Origin of the sequence: Chitinophaga silvisoli, assembly GCF_003412465.1 — a bacterium.
GTDB lineage: Bacteria > Bacteroidota > Bacteroidia > Chitinophagales > Chitinophagaceae > Chitinophaga > Chitinophaga silvisoli.
In genome coordinates, this window is the sequence record NZ_QTJV01000001.1 from 875378 (window position 1) to 894677 (window position 19300).

Here is a 19300-nt window from a genome sequence, read left to right on the forward strand (position 1 = left end):
GTTTAGTCACCGCAGGGAGTCTTTGGGGCTCCCTGTTAATTTTTACTACAGGTCTTAACATTAAAGTAACGGCATATGAGGTTCTTACTATTACTCATGCTGGCTGGGAGTGCATTGCATGCACAACAATACAGCCTCCTCATAAAAAACGGGCACGTCATTGACCCGAGAAATCATATTGATGCAGTCATGGATATCGCACTCAGGGACGATACCATTGCAAAGGTAGCATCACACATAGATGCCACGAAAGCCACCATGGTCATAGATGCAAAAGGACTCTATGTGACACCGGGGCTTATCGATCTTCACACACATAATTTTATCGGGACCACGCCTAACAGGTATCTGAACAACAGTTACAGTGCTGTAGCACCGGATGGTTTTACATTCCGTTGTGGTGTGACTACCGTAGTAGATGCAGGCAGTTCGGGATGGCGCAGCTTTGAAACATTCCTGGATCAGACGATCCGTCATTCGCAGACGCGGGTGCTGGCATTCTTAAATATTGTAGGTGGTGGTATGCGGGGCGGTGCCTATGAACAGGATACGAATGATATGGATGCGAAGATGACGGCACTGACCATTCGCCAGTATAAAAAATACCTGGTAGGTATCAAGGTGGCACACTTTGAAGGTGCGGAATGGACACCGGTAGACAGGGCCGTACAGGCAGGGGAGATGACGGGTACACCGGTGATGATTGATTTTGGGGGCAGTAACCCGCCCTTACCGCTGAATGAACTATTTGAAAAACACCTGCGACCCGGAGATATCTTTACACATGTATATGCGAATGTAAAAGGTCGTATGCCTGTAGTGGATGAAAATGGAAAAGTACCTGATTATATCTGGGCAGCGCGTAAAAAAGGAATTCTCTTTGACGTAGGTCACGGAGGTACCAGTTTCTCCTACAAGATTGCAATGCCGGCTATGAAAGCTGGTTTCCTGCCGAATACCATCAGTACGGATATTCACACCGGCAGTATGAATGCGGCGATGAAGGACCTGCTGAATGTGATGTCGAAAATGTTGGCAATGGGCATGAATTTTCCGGCACTGATCAGGGCAACGACAGATGATGCGGCAAAAGCTATTCACCATGAAGAACTGGGAAGCCTGTCAGAAAATACTGTGGCGGACATTGCGATCTTAAGATTGGAGAAGGGGCAGTTTGGCTTTGCAGATCCTATGGGCGTAAAACTGAAGGGAACAGAGCGTATAGCCTGTGAGTTGACAATCCGTGCGGGCAAAGTCGTTTACGACCTGAATGGGCTGGCGGATAGTATTTCAGTACAAACCGAAAATTAAAATATGAAACTGTTTTTTTTGATTCCACTCTGCCTGCTGGGATATCTGCACCTGGCAGCACAGACCATATCTAAAGAGGAACTGATTTTATTAACGGCCGACTGGAAAGGTGAACGCTTTCCGGACGGCCGGCCCCGTATTCCGGATGCGGTGATTACACAGGCGAAAGAAGTAGGCCTGGATGATGTATGGACTATATTGGAAGGGGAAGGCTATCATTGCCAGTTCGAAGGAGGGTTTAAGATGATTCATCCGGATAGTGTGATTGCAGGGAGGGCTGTGACGGCAATGTTTATTCCTGCGAGACCCGACGTAGAGCAGCACCTGAAGGAACGCGGGCAGCAGAAAGGCTGGAAGGGAAATACCAATTCATGGCCGATACAGCAACTGACAAAAGGAGATGTATATGTGGCGGATGGCTTTGGAAAAATTGCCGATGGTACCCTCATTGGTTCTACGCTGGGTAATGCTATCTTTGCCCGCACAGGGAATGGTGTAGTCTTCAATGCATCGGCGCGCGACCTGGAAGGGCTGGAAGAAATACCCGGCTTTAATGCACTGGTAAGAGACTGGGATCCGTCGTTTTTAAAAAATGTCATGTTGTCCGGTATGAATGTACCGATTCGTATGGGGAAAGCGGTAGTGCTGCCCGGTGACCTGGTATTGACTTCCAAAGAAGGTGTCATCTTTGTACCGGCACACCTGGCAGAAAAAGTAATAGGTATTGCAGCATTTATACAAGTGAAAGATGCATTTAGTTTTGAGATGCTGAAGGCGGGAAAATATACGCCCGGTGAACTGGATAACAACTGGACAGATGCAATCAGGCAGGCTTTCCTGGATTGGCAGCACAAGCAGGTAGGTAAGTTACCTATGACCAGACAGGAGCTGGACAAAATGTTAGAAAAACGCACATGGTAAAAATAAATATCCACTTATGAATCATCTGGGCCCTTATATTATTGGTTTTTGGATCCTGTTGGCAATATTATTTTCCAGAAAACCACAGACCCGCGGTTATGTATACACGTTAATGATTTTTGCCGCTGTAACAACTTCGCTATACTATCCGCAATATTTTACCCACATTGGGGATTATGACCTGGCAAAGCTGATTACTCCATTATTACAGATCATCATGTTTGGTATGGGAACAGCGATGAGTCTGGGAGATTTTTATGGTGTGATCAAAATGCCGATGGGGGTATTGACGGGAGTACTCTGTCATTTTACGATTATGCCTTTCATTGGCTGGGGGCTTGCGCATTTGTTTGGATTTCCGCCTGAGATAGCTGCGGGCGTGGTATTGGTTGGCACTGTGCCTTGTGGGATGGCTTCCAATGTGATCTCTTACCTGGCGAAGGCGAACATAGCATTGTCTGTGACGCTGACTGCTATTTCAACAATGCTGGCACCTTTTGTAACGCCTTTGCTCATGCGTTGGTTAGCAGGTAGTTATATCGATATCAGTGTGACGCATATGATGTGGGATATTTTTAAGCTGGTGATCCTGCCGGTGGCAGCGGGTTTGATCTTTAATCATTTCCTGAGTGGGAGGGCGAAATGGCTGGACGATATTATGCCGAAGATCTCTATGACAGCCATTGGGCTGATCATTGTGATCATTACTGCACATGGGAGGGATAGCCTGCTGGACGTGGGATTGTTGCTCATATTGAGTTCGCTTATTCATAATTTATCGGGGTATGGACTGGGATATTGGTTATGTAGGCTGATCAGGATGAAAGAACAGGATTGCAGGACGATTGCGATAGAGGTGGGGATGCAGAATAGCGGGCTGGCATCGGCGATCGCCAAGAGTATGGGCAAGATAGCGACGGTGGGGCTGGCACCTGCAGTGTTTGGTCCCCTGATGAATGTGACGGGGTCTTTGCTGGCAAGCTGGTGGCACAGGCATCCGCCGGAGGAGCAGGCATGATTTTAAAAAAATAGCCCGGGAGTTAAATATTAGTCTGAAGAATAAATGAAAAATAAGGAAGAGATAACGTGGAGGAGCCGTACTACCGTAAGCAGTACGGCTCAAGTTTTATCATACAAGACACCTTTCGGCATCACGTGGTGGAATCTATAATAAAGACAAACGGGGAATGAGAGGCAAAAGATAATAACTAAAAGCGAAAAAAGTATGCCTTTAGGCGAAATTTTTATAAATAATCTCCAGTCATCTTTCTTTTGTCCTGTTAATTTGATAAATTAGAGACTAAGCAGGTCTCAAAAACGAGGCCGGAATCCACATTCATCAATCAAAACCACGTATATGACTTCTCCCTCTCATCGTCGGGAATTCCTTCGTCAAATGGCATTATACACAATGGGTGCCGGTATGGTTCCAGGTCTCCTTGCAGCTTGTAATAATGGTCAGTCAACAAAAGAATCAGATTCAAAGGATTCTACTGCCGCCACCAAAGCCGAAGCGCTGGGTACGGCCAGGTCCCTCTTCTTTAAAATCTCCCTGGCTGAATGGTCCTTTCACCGGGCATTATTTGCCAACCAGATGAGCCATTTGGATTTTCCTGTAAAAGCAAAAAAGGATTTCGGAATAGAGGCAGTTGAATATGTTAACCAGTTTTTCAAAGATAAGGCGAATGACAAAGGTTACCTGGCTGATCTGAAAAAACGCTGTAGTGACAATGGTGTGAGGAGCGTTCTGATCATGTGTGATGGAGAAGGTGAGATGGGCGATCAGGATGCAAAGAAACGCCTCCAGGCAGTAGAGAATCATTACAAGTGGGTAGAGGCCGCAGAATACCTGGGTTGTCACGCCATCCGTGTAAACGCTGCCGGTGAAGGGAAGCCGGAGGAGGTAGCCAAAAGGGTGGTAGAATCCCTGACTAAATTATCAGAATTCGCAAGTACGCACAATATCAATGTCATCGTAGAAAACCATGGCGGCATTTCCTCTAATGGTAAGTGGCTGTCTGGTGTCATGAAAACCATCAACCGCTCTAACTGCGGTACCCTCCCTGACTTTGGCAATTTCTGCCTGAACAGAACCAAACCCGAAGCGAACACGCCTGAGGCCTGGGCAAAAACAAAATGCCTGGAAGAGTATGATCGCTATGAGGGAGTAACCGAACTAATGCCCTTTGCAAAAGGCGTGAGTGCCAAGACCTATGATTTCGATGCAAATGGCAACTGCGTAGAAACAGACTATCATAAAATGCTGAAGATCGTGAAAGAGGCCGGTTATACAGGTCATATCGGTATAGAGTTCGAGGGCAACCAATTGTCCGAAGACGAGGGAGTGAAAAAAACATTAGCACTCCTGAAGAAAGTGGGAGAGGAACTTAGCTAAGTTCCTCCCTTTTTACTTTTTCTTATCATTTATCCATTATATTTGGAATGATAATTTTATAATATCTTAGTAGTCGGTTTTTACCTCTCTCTTTCGTCCGCCGTTTAGCAGTTCATCCCGAAAATCTTTGTCAGCAACTTTAAGTTTGTAGCACAACTTCCCTTAATGGATAAGTTAATTTTATTCGGAGTCCTGGCAAGTACGATGTTTATCCTTGCCTTTTATATCGATAAGCTGATATCCTTCTTTGAGGATATAGGCGAAAATGAGGTGTTGGAAGTAGGTTATGGAACCTGTATCAAAGGAGGATTCCCTGTCGCATCAGCTTCTCCGGAAGCGCCGGAACTGTTGATTGGTATTCACAGGAATGTGGATAACCAGTACGTGTATCTCTATCCCAATCCCAGGGACCCTTTTCTGGCAGGGTATTTTGTACAGGTTGTGGGCACACGCCTGCTGTACAAGATCGGGAACTATGGGGATGATGCTATTGTCATAGGAATTCCTGAAAAGCTGCAGGGAAAGCAGTTTACCCTGCAATATGCCGCTTATGATACCATGGACCGGGTGAGTAATAAGATCACGGTAGTGGTTGATGCGGTGGAGCTAACTGCGGATGATATGGCGGATACCTGGACGCTGGACTGGATGCAGGAGAACTGATCCTGGTTGCAGTTCAATGAAACAGGGCTCTTTTTGCATGTCCGATGCAGGAGGCTTGTGACACACCCGAATGAAAAGAAAACTCATACTCAGATCAATCCCTGTTTATAATTTCAAAAGCATTTCAGAAAGCTGGAAGGCCCTGTCAAGGATCACTAACACAATTCCTACGCCTATTACCACCATTAACTCAACTGTCATTTTTTTCACAACACCTTTATCCTGGATATTTTTCCAGACAATCGGCAGGTTGATTACCGCACTTGCCAGCGAAGATAAGATCGCGACATTCCCTGCCAGGGCAGGGCTGATCCTGTTATGCATAGCCATGGTAGCTGCTGCAGCTGTGGTACTGGCACTACTCACCAATCCCCCGAACACCCCGGTGGCAAGTAAACCATAGCTACCAAATACCCTTGTCAGTAAGGTGCCTCCTACCTGGATCATGATAAACAGTAAGCCAAACCACAACACTTTTGGCAATGAAATAGGAGAGGCAAGTTTTAAGGTACCTTCATCATCTGAGATTTTGGATTCATGAAATTTTTCTCTCCAGATAAAAAGTCCTGCTATGATAGACATAGCCAGTAATGGAATCAGGGTAGAAGACAGGGAGGCCGGAGAAAACAAAGTAGCGATCACCAGGTTGCGGACAAACATGGCGATGGTAGTCAGCATACAAAGCGTCGTCATTTTGGAAGTCAGACCAGATGTCTGCACCCGCGAACTCACTTCAGCCACTGTAGCGCTACTGTTCACCAGGCCGCCAAATACAGCACCCAGGTACAATCCACTGGTACTGAAAACCCTTAGGCATACATAGTTGACAAAACCGATTCCGGCTATGGCAATGACGCTGAGCCAGGCATCGCTGGGATTAAACAGTTCCCAGCGGTCAATATATTTATCCGGGAGTATAGGGTAGATGACAAAACCAATCAGGCCCAGCAGGATGGCACTCCGGATTTCTGAAGGTAGCAGGCCACCGGCAAATTTATTCAGTTCTGATTTCCAGGCGAGCAGCATGGTCATTACAATAGCCCCTGCCACCGGCGTGAAGATATGCCCCAGGCCTACCAGGACACCCAATACACAGTTGACGATGAGGGCAGCAGAGGTGGTGATTTCAACCTGTTTCTCTGCCAGCAGACTCCGGGCATTGATGGCAATCACCAGCAGGAATACGCCGATCATTGCAATCACTATAAACTGCTCGCTGATCACAGCACTCAGCATACCCAACAATGCAACGATAGAGAATGTACGAATGCCGGCCTCCTTTTGTGACCATTTTCGTTCCATTCCTACCAGCATTCCAATACCTATGGCTACTGCCATTTTCAATGCTATCGGGGTAGCATCCAGGTGCGCGATTTCATTCATGGGTTAAAAACCTTTTTTAATTGACTAATTCACTTTTACCTTCACCCTATCTCCCTTGAACTGATAAGTGAAACGCATTTTATCCCGGAGGGTATTTAATACCTGATCCAATGACTGATTTGGAAATTCTCCATTCACATTGCCCAGTTCAGACACATTGCCCTCTACATAAATCTCCGTACCATACCATTCTTCCAGTGTATGCATTGCATTCATAAAGGGTACATTGGCAAAACTCAGTTCCCCTTTCAGCCAGCGCTCCAGTTCTGCCGGCTGGTAAGTTTCCTTTTCCATCAGATCGATCTCTTTATTTGCCAGCACCATATTGCCAATACCCAGTGTTTCCGACTGGTTATCGGTAGTGGAATGGTAAGACTTGGCTGCCAGTACGGTGCCGCTGCCCAGGTAAGCAGTAGCTCCCTGTTGTACTTCGAAGCAGCGGATCCTGAAGGCAGCAGGAGCAGTATTGGTAATCGTGAGAATATTGGTCACCACCTTCAGGTTATGCCGTGTATTGAACCAGGCTTCCCCATCCAGCAGTAAAGTATGAGTCTGTGCATAATTGTCAGGCACCAGCACCGTCGATTTCCCGTTCAGCAGTACTTCAGTACTATCCGGCAAAGTAAAGCGTGTACGGGCTCCCTGTGTACCGGTATGTGGTGTATAATTCACCTGCGGTTCCCTGAACGATGCCAGGGCAGGCTTCTTTCCCCCTTTAAAATACCACATGGCGGTTGTGGTGCCACATAAAATAACAACGATAATGATATACAGCCACTTGCTGGACTTTGTGTTTGAAGGCACTGGGAATTTTGATTTTGTTGAAGGTATAAAAATAAAGAAAAAATTATAGGGCGTATCCCCAATAGGATCAAATAAAAAATGATCCTTTATTGTCAATTTATTTAATTAAAACTTCACTTGATTTGATATTATCTAAACCTGACCAGGAGCAGGAAGCCCCCTTTGTTAATGATGTTGGGTGGCACCTTAACTTTGCGCCCCATGGAAAAGCAGCAACCTTTGTCATTTGAGAATACCGCTATCGCCTTTGAATCCAGAACGGATAAAGCATTGAAAAAAGCTGATTTCCTGTTTAGTAACATTGGCAAGCCCTGGCTGGTAAAGCTGGGAGCAGCCCTTACGCCCTTAGCCTTTAAGATGCACCTGCCCATCAAGGGCCTGATTAAAACAACCATTTTCGACCAGTTCTGCGGCGGGGAAAACCTGGAAGAAGCGGCCCGTACCGCTGAAACGCTGGATAAATACCATGTAGGCGTAGCACTGGATTATGGTGTAGAAGCGATGGAAGGGGAGGAGAACTATGACCACGCGGTACCGGAATTCATCCGGGCCATCGAATATGCCGGTAACAAGGCCAGCATTCCATTCATTGCCATCAAGGTCACCGGCTTTGCCCGTATTTCCCTGCTGGAAAAAATGCATGCCGGCGAAACCCTCAGTGCTGAAGAAAAAGCGGAGTTCGACAGGGTGACTAAGCGGATCCAGACCATTGCTGCGACTGCTGCCAAATACAGCAAAGGGCTGCTGATTGATGCGGAAGAGAGCTGGCTCCAACAGCCGGTAGACGACCTGGCCGATATGCTGATGGCACAGTTCAACAAAGAAAACGTAATCATTTTCAATACTTTCCAGTTGTATCGTCACGATCGCCTGGAGTTTTTAAAAGCCTCTTTCCTGAAAGCACAGCAACAGGGCTACCTGCTGGGTGCTAAACTGGTAAGAGGGGCTTATATGGAAAAGGAGCGTAAACGCGCCGAAGAAATGGGATATCCATCCCCTATCCAACCAAACAAAGCAGCTACCGATGCTGATTACAACGCTGCGGTAGCATTCTGCATGCAACACCTCGATCAACTGGCTGTTTTCATTGGTACACACAATGAAGACAGTAGTATGCTGGGGGCCCGGCTGCTGGAACAACAAAATCTGCCTCACCAACACCCACATGTCAGCTTCTCCCAATTATATGGAATGAGCGACAACATCACCTTTAACCTGGCACATGCTGGTTACCGTGTATCCAAGTACCTGCCTTATGGACCTGTAAAGGATGTAATGCCCTACCTGATCCGCCGTGCACAGGAAAATACTTCCATCTCCGGACAAATGGGCCGTGAGTTGGGATTGCTGCGCAGGGAAATGAAAAGAAGGGGCTTGTAGGGAGAAGGATCCTTTTTCCTTACTTTTGCGAAATGGAACAATACCTCAACTTACTCCAACATATCCTGGACCAGGGGGCTGTAAAAACCGACCGTACTGGTACAGGCACTATCAGCTGCTTTGGAGCTCAGTTACGTTTTAATCTGCAGGAAGGCTTTCCACTGGTCACTACCAAGAAGCTGCACCTGAAATCCATTATTTACGAACTGCTCTGGTTCCTGAAGGGCGATACGAATATTAAATACCTGAAAGACAATGGCGTAAGGATCTGGGATGAATGGGCCAACGAAAACGGCGATCTCGGTCCTGTATATGGTAAACAATGGCGTAGCTGGGAAACCAAAGACGGCAAAGTCATTGACCAGATCGCGGATGCTATCAATACCATCAAAAAGAACCCTGACTCCCGCCGTATCATTGTAACAGCATGGAATCCAGCCGATCTGCCAGCGATGGCGCTCAGTCCCTGCCACTGCCTGTTCCAGTTTTATGTAGCAGATGGCCGCCTCAGTTGCCAGCTCTACCAGCGTAGTGCGGATGTGTTCCTGGGCGTACCTTTCAACATCGCTTCCTATGCGCTGCTCACCATGATGATCGCGCAGGTTTGTGACCTGGAACCGGGCGATTTTGTACATACATTTGGCGACGTACACCTGTACAGCAATCATATAGAACAGGCAAAGCTGCAGCTGAGCCGTACTCCTTACCCACTGCCGCAGATGAAGATCAATCCTGAAAAGAAGGATATATTTTCCTTTGAGTATGAAGATTTCGAGCTGGTAAATTACCAGTTCCATCCGCATATCAAAGCGCCGGTAGCTGTCTAAGTAATTCCTCTTAATTTAAAATTTCTGCATGGTTTCTATCATCGTTGCTGCATCTGAAAATAATGTAATCGGTATTCATAATCATCTGCCATGGCACCTGCCGGTGGATATGAAATATTTCAAGGATACGACAATGGGGAAACCAATTGTCATGGGTCGTAAATCATTTGAAGAGTTAGGGAAAGTGCTGCCAGGCAGACCTAATATCATGATCACCCGTCAGCCGGATTATACCAGTCCCGGATTGATTGTAGTTCCTTCCCTGGAAGCGGGTATCGAAAAGGCGAAGACCTTTGGTACGGAGGAAGTGTTTGTGACAGGAGGTGGGGAGATCTTCAAAATGGCTATTGAAAAGGAAATTGTGGATAGGATCTACCTGACCAGGGTGCATGCGGAAGTGGAAGGAGATACGTATTTTCCTGCTTTTGACCAGACAAAGTGGGAGAAGGTGAAGGATGAGAAGTATGAGAAAGATGAGCGACACAAGTACTCAATGAGTTTCCAGGTATGGGAATTTAAGAAATAATAAGGCCCTTACGGCGTAACAAAAAAGCGCTTGTACCATCGGTACAAGCGCTTTTTGTTTTAATTATCTGAAGATCACCGTCCCCAATCCATTCGTCAACTCATTCTCCAGTTGCTTCAGGTGTTTATGCATTTTTATACAATTGATCTGCGCCTCAAAATCTGTCGATCGCTCCATCTCCTGCTGGTTTTCGATGATCATCTTTCTTATCTTCCGGAGCATGAGATAGTTCGTCGTAGAGATGGTATCTTTCAGGTAAGCATTATCACCATACACCGTATCAATCTCAAATTCCTCTTTCCATTTCGGACTCAGCTCTGCTTCTTTATCTTCCATGATCTGTACCACCAGTGCAGTTACATCGTGATCGCTATGATAGAGGAACCATTTTTTATCGGGCAGATTATCTTCATCATACATCTGTTTATATTCCCTGAGTATGCGTTTCACAATTTCATTATCCGCCAGTGATTCGAAATCATAAGGCAGGTGGAAAATATAATCAGCAACCGTATTCTGATCTTCTTCACTGAACGGTTTATCTCCAAAGCGGAGCAGTATTTTTACGAGTTCTCTTTCCTGTCTTTCATCAGGATTAAAGAAGTTGTCCGCCACGACACCGCCATTTTCCATGGCTTCCATGGCGGCAATGGCCTCCGGCGACAAATCATCGTCATGTGGAGGGGCATTCTTCTCCTGGTCCCTGTTAAACTGTTGTTCTTTCTTCTGAAATTTCTCCCTGATGAATTTATTGACCAGGTTGATCAGGCCCTGTTCATCAATTTTCAGCACCTGGCTACACTGGCGGATGTAATCCTGTTGCCGGGTAAAGTCTTCCGTCTTATCAATCTTGGCAATGGTTTCCGCGATTTCATTTACCAGCTGTGATTTTTTGGTAGTATCGTTACCAGCATCCTGCATGGATATCTGCAGTTTAAACAGGATGAAGTCCTGTTTATTATCTGCAATGAACTGGCGGAAGGCTTCTGCGCCTATTTTTTGTACATAGCTATCCGGGTCTTCTTTATCCGGGATTAGTACCAGCTTCACGTTCAACCCTTCTTCAATCGCCATATCGAGGCCGCGCAATGCAGCCTTTACACCGGCATTGTCACCATCGAAGAGGATGGTCAGGTTGTTCGTGTATTTCTTGATGAGGCGAAGCTGGTGTTGTGTAAGGGAGGTACCGCTGGAGGCCACCACATTCTCAATCCCCGCCTGGTGCAGGGAGATCACGTCGGTATACCCTTCTACCAGCAGACATTCATTCAGTTTGTCGATAGAATGGCGGGCGAAGTAGGTACCATACAAGACCCTGTTTTTAACATAGATCTCGTTTTCCGGCGAGTTAACGTATTTGGGTGCACGGTCGTTTTTGACGAGGATACGGGCCCCAAATCCCAGTACTTTCCCGCTCTGGTTGTGGATAGGGAATACCACGCGGCCCCTGTAGTTATCCCCGGGTTGTTCATTCCGGATGGTAACGAGACCTGTTTTTTGCAGGTATTCCAGGTTATATCCTTTGGCGAGGGCAGTTTTTGTAAAGGCATCCCATGCATTTAGGCTGTAACCCAGCTGGAACTTGCGGATGGTTTCCTGTGTGAAACCTCTTTCCTCGAAGTAGCTGAGGCCTACGTTCTGGCCTTCTTCCGTATTAAAGAGGGTATTGGAAAAGTATTCTCTTGCGAAGTTGTTGATGATATAAAGGCTATCAGCCAGCTGCTGCTGTTGCTTTACTTCGGCGCTGACTTCCGTCTCTTCTACGGTGACATCATAGCGCTGGGCGAGCCATCGGAGGGCTTCCACATAGGAGTATTTTTCATGCTCCATGAGGAATTTGATGGCGTTTCCGCTGGCACCGCAACCGAAGCATTTGTAGATTTCCTTGCTGGGGGTGACAGTAAAAGAGGGGCTTTTTTCGTTGTGAAAAGGGCAGAGGCCAAGGTAGTTGGCTCCCCTCTTTTTCAGTTTAACGAAATTGCCGACGATCTCTACAATGTCAATGCGGGCGAGGATCTGTTGTATGGTTTGTTGCGATATCACGGCGTAAAGTTAGGGTATTTAGGGGAATGGGGGGCGCTTGCTGGCATAGCCGGAGTAATTCCTTTATAATCAACCCCAATTACCCCTTCCTGATAAAAAAATACCTGTAATGGGTAATTTTACATTTAATTAAGTTCCATAACCGGCCTAATTTTATCTATCTCGGAATGGAATCAATAATCAACAACGATCAAATTCTGGCCACGCGTCTGAAGAACGGCGACCACTCCGCATTTGAGGAATTGTATGCTACATATCACCAGTTACTGTACAGTGTGGCATTCAAATACTTGAAGAGCGCAGCAGTTGCTGAAGATGCTGTTCACGAAACTTTCGTCAGACTGTGGACCCACAGAGACAGACTGGATCCGTTGCAGGGCGTGCGCAATTACCTGTTCAAAACCCTTAAATTCCATATCCTGAACCTCATCAGAAACAACAAGCGTATGCTTGTCAAGAACTATGAGATTTCTTACAATGCAGGCGAAATTCACCAGGAAACTGAGTCCGCCATTATTTTCAATGATTATAAAAAGGTAGTAGATACGGCGATCAACAGCCTCTCTGCCCAAAAGAAGCATATCTTTAAAATGAAATCAGAAGAGGGCCTTTCCAACGAGGAAGTCGCCCAGCGCTTAGGTCTGAGTATCAACACTGTTAAATTCCAGTATTCACAAGCCAGCAAAGCTCTTAAATCTGTATTGAAGGTTATTTTTCTCCTCTCTGTAATCGTCTGCAAAGTTTTTTTTTCTTAGGTATAATACTTTCTTAATCTTCAGGTGTAGTACTATATATGAAGCCGCTTATCGACCAGCATCTTTTACAAAAATTCAGACAGGACCAGTGTACACCCGAAGAATACAGGATTGTACTGGAATGGTTCTCCACGGATGATGGTAAAAAATACCTGGAGGAATCGATTATGCGTGACCTGGAGGAAGAAAAAGGAAGTGATGTCACTGCGCCACCGGCCATGTTTGAGAACGTGATGAACACGATCACAGGCCAGCCCCGTCGCCGCCGCATCCATACTTTGCTGAGAGTAGCCGCTGTCGCCGCTGGGTTGATAGTGACCACCTATGCCGGAGTAGCCCTTTTTCATTATCAACAGTTGAAAGTAATTCATACAGCTTATGGAGAACTGCGTACCGTCGTATTACCGGATCAATCGGTAATTACCCTGAATGCCAACAGTACTTTACGCTATTATGATAATTGGAAACACGCGAAAAACAGGGAAGTGTGGATAGAAGGGGAAGCCTGGTTCTCCGTTCACTCAACACCCGTTCCACGTCCTTTTCTGGTCAATACAGCCAGCAAAATGCAGGTAGAAGTACTGGGAACGACCTTCAATCTCATCGACAGGCATGGTCGTATGCAGGTAGTGCTCAGTTCCGGTAAAGTTCGTCTGCACAGCAGCAAAGAACCTGAAAAGGCAATCGTTATGCAGCCAGGGGACCTGGTTGAATTCAAACAGCAACAGCAGACGGTGCAAAGGAAGCATACAGATACGTTGACTTATACTTCCTGGACCAAGCGAAACCTCCATTTTGAAAATGCCACTTTCGCACAACTGGCACAGCAACTGGAAGATACCTATGGAGTGACAGTAGAGATCAGGGACTCCTCTCTGTTACGCCAGCAGTTTACCGGCACTGTACCCGGTCAGCAAATGGATATGTTGCTGGAAGGATTATCGGAACTATTTCATGTAAAGATTACAAAGGAAAACAACACAGTAGTAATAGAGAAAGAGAAGTAAAAACAACCAATGCCGTAAGAGATGTATGTTGGTGTACAACAGCATGCACAGTAACAGCGCTTTAATTTCATTTTATGCTTAAAGGCCGTAGCACTATTCGCTCAATAGCGGAGCAGGACTTCCTATGACTTTTAGGTAAAGTAACACAAACCACACTCACATGAACAAGTTCGTTAGTGCCTTTATGGCGGCTATGGGCATGGCATGTTTAAATAACATGCCTGCCAGTGCCCAGGACCTGGCTATGCTGGCGAAATCCGGCACTGCACCCTTCGAAAGAACGCAGACAAAATCGCTGAAGACAGTTCTGGACAGACTGGAGCTCAAGTACAATGTGCATTTCATGTACAAAAGTAAGCTGGCCAAATTGCAGTTGTCGAACGTAGAGGAAAGCACCAATTCTATCGAAGAGGAACTGAAATCTATCACCGTTCCAAATAAACTGCGTTATAAAAAACTCGGAGAAGGTTTCTATATCATCTTTGCACAGGATGATGAACCGGCTACGCCTACTACTTCCAATGGCGAATTAAATACAATCACTTCTTCCTCCATCGCTCCTGAAGCTATCACTGCTGCTGCACTGAGAGCCATTCCTGTTTCAGGTGTGGTTACCGACGATAAAGGACAACCTATTCCCGGTGTAACCGTTATCGTAAAAGGTACTACTACCGGTACGACTACCGATGTAAATGGTGCATGGAAACTGAATGTACCTGATGCAAATGCGGTACTGGAATTTTCCTTTATCGGGTATGTAAAACAGGAAGTGCCTGTGAACGGCACCACTAACTTTTCTATCAAACTTGCTTCAGATGTAACAAGTATGTCCGAAGTAGTGGTAGTAGGTTATGGTACCCAGAAAAAGGTAAACCTCACAGGTGCTGTGACAGCCATCGATGGTAAGGAAATCAGCGCGAAGCCTGTAGGCCAGGTATCTACTGCACTGCAGGGGGTGGCTCCTGGTGTAACCGTTACTACAGCTTCCGGCCAGCCGGGTGTAGACCAGGGTACTATCAGGATTCGTGGTGTCGGTACCCTGAACAATACCGATCCTTTGGTATTGGTAGATGGTGTACAGATGAGCATGAACGATGTAGATGCCAATGATATCGCTACCTATTCTGTTCTGAAAGACGCTGCTGCCGCTGCCATCTATGGTGTACGCGCTGCAAATGGTGTTATCCTCATTACTACCAAAAGAGGGAGTACCGGCAAAGCAAAAGTGACTTATTCCAACTATTTCGGCTGGCAGAATCCTGCACGCCTTGCAAAGTATGTTGGTGCACAGGATTTCATGAAACTGGTAAACCAGACAGCCCTCAACAGTGGTGGTGCTGCGGTTTATTCTGATACCCAGATCTCCGCCTATAATGATCCTAACCGTGATACAGATCTTTACCCTGACAACTACTGGCTGAAGAAAATTCTGACCGGTAGCGGGTTTCAACAGGAACATAGCCTGGGTGTAGCAGGTGGTTCCGAGAATGTGAAATACCATTTCTCCGCTAACTATTTCGATCAGAAAGGTTTGATTCAGAACATGGACTTCAACAGGATTACTGTTCGTCTGAACACAGATATCAATGTGACAAAGAAACTGACTTTCAGTGCAGACATCTCTGCCCGCCTGAATGACAGGAACGAACCACAGGGTGTATCCGGTTCCGCATGGTACCAGTTTGGCCAGGGAGCTGTGATCAACCCGCTCACCGTAAACAAATATAAAGATGGTACCTGGGGTATTGTAAGAGGTGGTCAAAACCCTATCCGCTTACAGGAAGAAGGTGGTTTGTACAATTACAAGAGTAACCTGTTCTCCGGCAACTTCAAAGGTATTTATGACCTGGCAAAAGGTCTGAAACTGACAGGTACCGCAGCAGTCAACTACCAATCTGATTTCAACTCACTCCGTGACAAGACGCTGAATTATTATACTGATCATCCTACTAATTCCACTATCCTGCAGCTGGGCCAGGATGACCTGAGCAAAGAAGCACAGGGTTACTGGTTCAGGAACTTCCAGGCATTAGCTGAATACACCAAACAATTAGGTAAACATTCCTTCAAACTGTTAGGCGGTGCCTCTCAGCTGAATGAAACAACCGACTACCTGTACGGTTTCAGAAAAAATCTTGCTACCGGTACCACACAGTTAAATGGTGGTGATCAGGCCAGCCAGAGCAACAAAGGTTATGCAATGGAATATAACCTGGTATCTTTCTTTGGCAGGTTAAACTATAATTACGATGAGAAATACCTCTTCGAAGCGAACATCCGTCGTGATGGATCCTCCCGCTTCCCGGAAGGTCAGAAGTGGGGCACCTTCCCTTCCTTCTCACTGGGCTGGAGAGTATCTCAGGAATCATTTATGCAGGATGTAAACTGGCTGAATGACCTGAAAGTACGTGGATCATGGGGTCAGTTAGGTAATGACAGGGTGATTGTAAGTGATGATCCTACTTCTTTCAACTATCCTTACCAGACTACTTACAGCTATGGTAGCTATCCTTTTGGAGGAGTGCTGAATCCAACTGCGGGGATCACTATTTATCCAAACAGTGGATTGACATGGGAAACTTCTACCATGACTGATATCGGTCTGGATGCGACTGTGCTGAAGGTATTCGATGTAACTTTTGACTGGTATAACAGGACTACAAAGAACATTCTTATGACACTGCCTATCCCGTCTTCTGTAGGTCTGGGGGCTTCTGCAATGAATGCTGCCAAAGTACAGAACCTTGGATGGGAACTGGGTCTCAACTATCATAATACAATTGGAGACAAAGGATTTAAATACAATGTTGGTTTCAACATCTCTGATGTGAAAAACAAGATCCTGGATGTAAAAGGTACAGACCAGATCAGTGCCAATACCAACAGCATTTACACTGGGTACGTTACGGGTCAGCCAATCAACGCGCTGTATGGTTATAAATCAGAAGGCATCTTCCAGACAGCAGAACAGGTAGCAGGCCATGCCAAACAAACCGTTGGTACTACCGGCCCCGGTGACCTGATGTACAAAGATATCAATGGTGATGGTACCATCACACAGGCCCTGGATAGCAAAGGTGGTGATATGGTTTATCTTGGAAACACTATGCCCCGCTTTACCTATGGTTTCAACCTGGGTGCTTCTTACAGGCACTTCGATTTCTCTGCATTCTTCCAGGGTGTAGGTAAGGTTGATATCATGACCATGCCGATTGAAAGGGCACCTATCAGTAACGATGGTAACTTCAGGGAAGAACACCTGGATAGCTGGTCTACAACCAACACCGGTGCTGCTTTCCCAAGATTGCTGACAACTACACAGAACTACCAGGCTTCTTCCTTCTGGGTAAGAAGTGGTGCCTACCTGCGCCTGAAGAACGTACAGCTGGGATATTCCCTGCCATCAAACATCCTGGGCAAGTCAGGATTTGACAGAGTGCGTGTGTATGTAAGTGGTGCTAACCTCCTTACTTTCTCTTCACTGCCTAATGATATAGATCCGGAATCTCCAAACGACAGCAGGTATTACCCACAGGTGAAGACCTTCACTTTCGGATTAAATGTGTCATTCTAAACTTAGTAAGCCATGAAGAAATTATCGATCTTAATAATGCTGGGTGGAATCGCATTTGCCGGTTGTAATAAGCAACTGGATGATCAGCCACAATCCAGTACCAGCCAGGCAACTTACTGGGCGACTGCCACAGATGCCACCAATGCTGTAAACAATTGTTATACACGTCTGGGTGATGTGGATAACCGCATCTTCATTTCCTGTGCTACAGATGATAGTTACAGCTGGAGCGACTGGCCTAGTGATGTAAGGCTGGTGGGCAACGGTAGTGGTTCTATCAGTACAGGTACCTTTGCCAACTTCTGGAGCAATTTATACCACATGATTGCCACCTGTAATGATGTGACGGATAATATTGACAGGGTGAATATGGATGCTGACCTGAAAGCACGTCTGAAAAGCGAAGCACGTTTTATCAGGGCGTATTCCTATCAGCAGCTGATCGGGCTGTATGGCGACGTTGTGTTCAGAGACCATACGCCATCAGCATCTGAATTCACCCAGGCACGTACACCCCGTGCTACGGTAGCGAAATGGATCGTAGATGAAATGGATGCCATTGCACCGTTACTGCCTGTCTCCTATGGTTCTACTGATCAGGGTAGAATTACCCGTGGTGCTGCATTGGCACTGAAAGCACGTACACTGCTCTACGAAGGCGATTATGCAAATGCTGCTACTGCTGCTAAAGCAGTAATGGACCTGGGTTACTACCAGATTGATGCGAACTACAACAGCCTGTTCAACGGTACAAACAAGAATAGCCTGGAACTGATCCTGACAGCAGGTTATGTGAAGACGACCAAAGCAAATGCAATAGCTACCTGGGTGGGTGGTCCTTCAATGGGGGGCTGGTCACAGGTAGTACCTTTGCAATCCCTCGTAGATGCGTTTGAATGTACCGATGGTTTGCCTATCGATCAGTCTCCGCTCTATGATCCAGCGAATCCTTTCAAAAATCGTGACCCACGTTTGAGAAAGGTGGTGGTAACTCCAGGAGATACCCTGAATGGTGTAGTGATTGATGTAACCAATAAGAGTGGCCTGGATGCCCTGGGTAAAAACAATGCTTCATTCACTGGTTATTATTACAAGAAATATGTGCCTGCTGATATTAATGGTAACTGGGATAGTAACTCTTACAATGACATGGTGCTGATGCGTTATGCAGAGGTGCTGCTGACGTATGCAGAAGCAAAAATTGAGTTGAACCAGATCGACCAGTCAGTGTATGATGCGATCAACCTGGTAAGACAGCGTCCGGGAGTAGGGATGCCTGCTGTAACTGCAGCTACTGCGCCTACACAGGAAGCACTGAGACAGTTGGTACGTCGTGAAAGACATGTGGAGTTCCCAATGGAAGATAACCGCATTTTCGACATCCGTCGCTGGAAAATAGCTGAGAATGTAATGCCGGGAGTAGCACATGGTATCCTGAACAATTATGATGCAAGCCGTTCTGATTACGGTAGTCATGTAGTGATTGAAACCAGGAACTTTACCAATCCACGTGATTATCTCTGGCCAGTTCCTCAGTCTGAAATTTCTGTGAATTCGGCAGCATTGCCCAATAACACAGGATGGTGATTTAGTCAATCCCCCGCCAATACTAAAAAAGCTCCTGCATATGCAGGAGCTTTTTTAGTATTTGTGTAGCCCACTAGTTAAAGGCATGTTAATATCTCCAACATAAAGTAACTTGCGGCCCCTA

15 protein-coding genes are annotated in these 19300 nt (G+C 46.2%); 12 read left to right on the forward strand and 3 right to left on the reverse strand.

Going from position 1 to position 19300, the window contains the following annotated elements; translation table 11 throughout:
* The first annotated feature begins 75 nt into the window (after nucleotides 1-75).
* The 5 genes from DXN04_RS03520 to DXN04_RS03540 all read left to right on the forward strand — a co-directional run bounded on the left by DXN04_RS03520 (nucleotide 76) and on the right by DXN04_RS03540 (nucleotide 5290).
* Nucleotides 76-1311: an amidohydrolase/deacetylase family metallohydrolase gene (locus DXN04_RS03520; protein ID WP_116851904.1), complete on the forward strand. Its 1236-nt coding sequence runs from the start codon at nucleotides 76-78 to the stop codon at nucleotides 1309-1311.
* 3 nt (nucleotides 1312-1314) lie between these two features.
* Nucleotides 1315-2232, forward strand: coding sequence for an RraA family protein (locus tag DXN04_RS03525; protein WP_116851905.1), 918 nt, complete (start codon nucleotides 1315-1317; stop codon nucleotides 2230-2232).
* Nucleotides 2233-2248: 16 nt separating this feature from the next.
* Nucleotides 2249-3250 (forward strand): bile acid:sodium symporter family protein, encoded by a 1002-nt coding sequence (locus DXN04_RS03530; RefSeq protein ID WP_116851906.1) that lies wholly within the window; start codon nucleotides 2249-2251, stop codon nucleotides 3248-3250.
* 378 nt (nucleotides 3251-3628) lie between these two features.
* Nucleotides 3629-4627: a sugar phosphate isomerase/epimerase family protein gene (locus tag DXN04_RS03535; RefSeq protein WP_233525511.1), complete on the forward strand. Its 999-nt coding sequence runs from the start codon at nucleotides 3629-3631 to the stop codon at nucleotides 4625-4627.
* Between the two features lie 165 nt (nucleotides 4628-4792).
* Nucleotides 4793-5290, forward strand: a complete 498-nt coding sequence (locus tag DXN04_RS03540) for a hypothetical protein (protein ID WP_116851908.1) — start codon at nucleotides 4793-4795, stop codon at nucleotides 5288-5290.
* Nucleotides 5291-5395: 105 nt separating this feature from the next.
* Here the strand turns inward: DXN04_RS03540 and DXN04_RS03545 are convergent, their stop codons facing one another.
* Together DXN04_RS03545 and DXN04_RS03550 are read right to left on the reverse strand one after the other, a co-directional pair.
* Nucleotides 5396-6673 (reverse strand): MgtC/SapB family protein, encoded by a 1278-nt coding sequence (locus tag DXN04_RS03545; protein WP_116851909.1) that lies wholly within the window; start codon nucleotides 6671-6673, stop codon nucleotides 5396-5398.
* Between the two features lie 24 nt (nucleotides 6674-6697).
* Entirely contained in the window at nucleotides 6698-7477 is a 780-nt protein-coding gene (locus DXN04_RS03550; RefSeq protein WP_147319825.1) for a FecR family protein, read from the reverse strand.
* A gap of 201 nt (nucleotides 7478-7678) precedes the next feature.
* On the opposite strand from DXN04_RS03550, the gene DXN04_RS03555 reads away from it, so the two are divergent.
* Genes DXN04_RS03555 through DXN04_RS03565 form a run of 3 tightly spaced genes read left to right on the forward strand, consistent with a single transcriptional unit; the run spans nucleotide 7679 to nucleotide 10210 of the window.
* On the forward strand, nucleotides 7679-8857 hold the full coding sequence (locus tag DXN04_RS03555) for a proline dehydrogenase family protein (protein WP_116852422.1): 1179 nt from the start codon (nucleotides 7679-7681) through the stop codon (nucleotides 8855-8857).
* 32 nt (nucleotides 8858-8889) lie between these two features.
* Entirely contained in the window at nucleotides 8890-9684 is a 795-nt protein-coding gene (locus DXN04_RS03560; protein ID WP_116851911.1) for a thymidylate synthase, read from the forward strand.
* Between the two features lie 28 nt (nucleotides 9685-9712).
* Nucleotides 9713-10210, forward strand: coding sequence for a dihydrofolate reductase (locus DXN04_RS03565; RefSeq protein WP_116851912.1), 498 nt, complete (start codon nucleotides 9713-9715; stop codon nucleotides 10208-10210).
* 63 nt (nucleotides 10211-10273) lie between these two features.
* Here DXN04_RS03565 and dnaG read toward each other — a convergent pair whose 3' ends face one another.
* Nucleotides 10274-12253: a DNA primase gene (gene dnaG, locus DXN04_RS03570; protein ID WP_116851913.1), complete on the reverse strand. Its 1980-nt coding sequence runs from the start codon at nucleotides 12251-12253 to the stop codon at nucleotides 10274-10276.
* A gap of 167 nt (nucleotides 12254-12420) precedes the next feature.
* Here dnaG and DXN04_RS03575 point away from each other — a divergent pair, with 167 nt between their 5' ends.
* The 4 genes from DXN04_RS03575 to DXN04_RS03590 all read left to right on the forward strand — a co-directional run bounded on the left by DXN04_RS03575 (nucleotide 12421) and on the right by DXN04_RS03590 (nucleotide 19176).
* Entirely contained in the window at nucleotides 12421-13008 is a 588-nt protein-coding gene (locus DXN04_RS03575) for an RNA polymerase sigma factor (protein ID WP_116851914.1), read from the forward strand.
* A gap of 38 nt (nucleotides 13009-13046) precedes the next feature.
* Nucleotides 13047-14015, forward strand: coding sequence for a FecR family protein (locus DXN04_RS03580; protein ID WP_116851915.1), 969 nt, complete (start codon nucleotides 13047-13049; stop codon nucleotides 14013-14015).
* A 160-nt stretch (nucleotides 14016-14175) separates the two neighbouring features.
* The gene (locus tag DXN04_RS03585) at nucleotides 14176-17589 is read left to right on the forward strand and encodes a SusC/RagA family TonB-linked outer membrane protein (RefSeq protein ID WP_116851916.1); all 3414 of its coding nucleotides are present in this window, start codon (nucleotides 14176-14178) and stop codon (nucleotides 17587-17589) included.
* A 12-nt stretch (nucleotides 17590-17601) separates the two neighbouring features.
* A complete protein-coding gene (locus tag DXN04_RS03590) occupies nucleotides 17602-19176 on the forward strand; it encodes a RagB/SusD family nutrient uptake outer membrane protein (RefSeq protein ID WP_116851917.1) in 1575 nt (524 codons plus the stop codon).
* The last annotated feature ends 124 nt before the right edge of the window (nucleotides 19177-19300 follow it).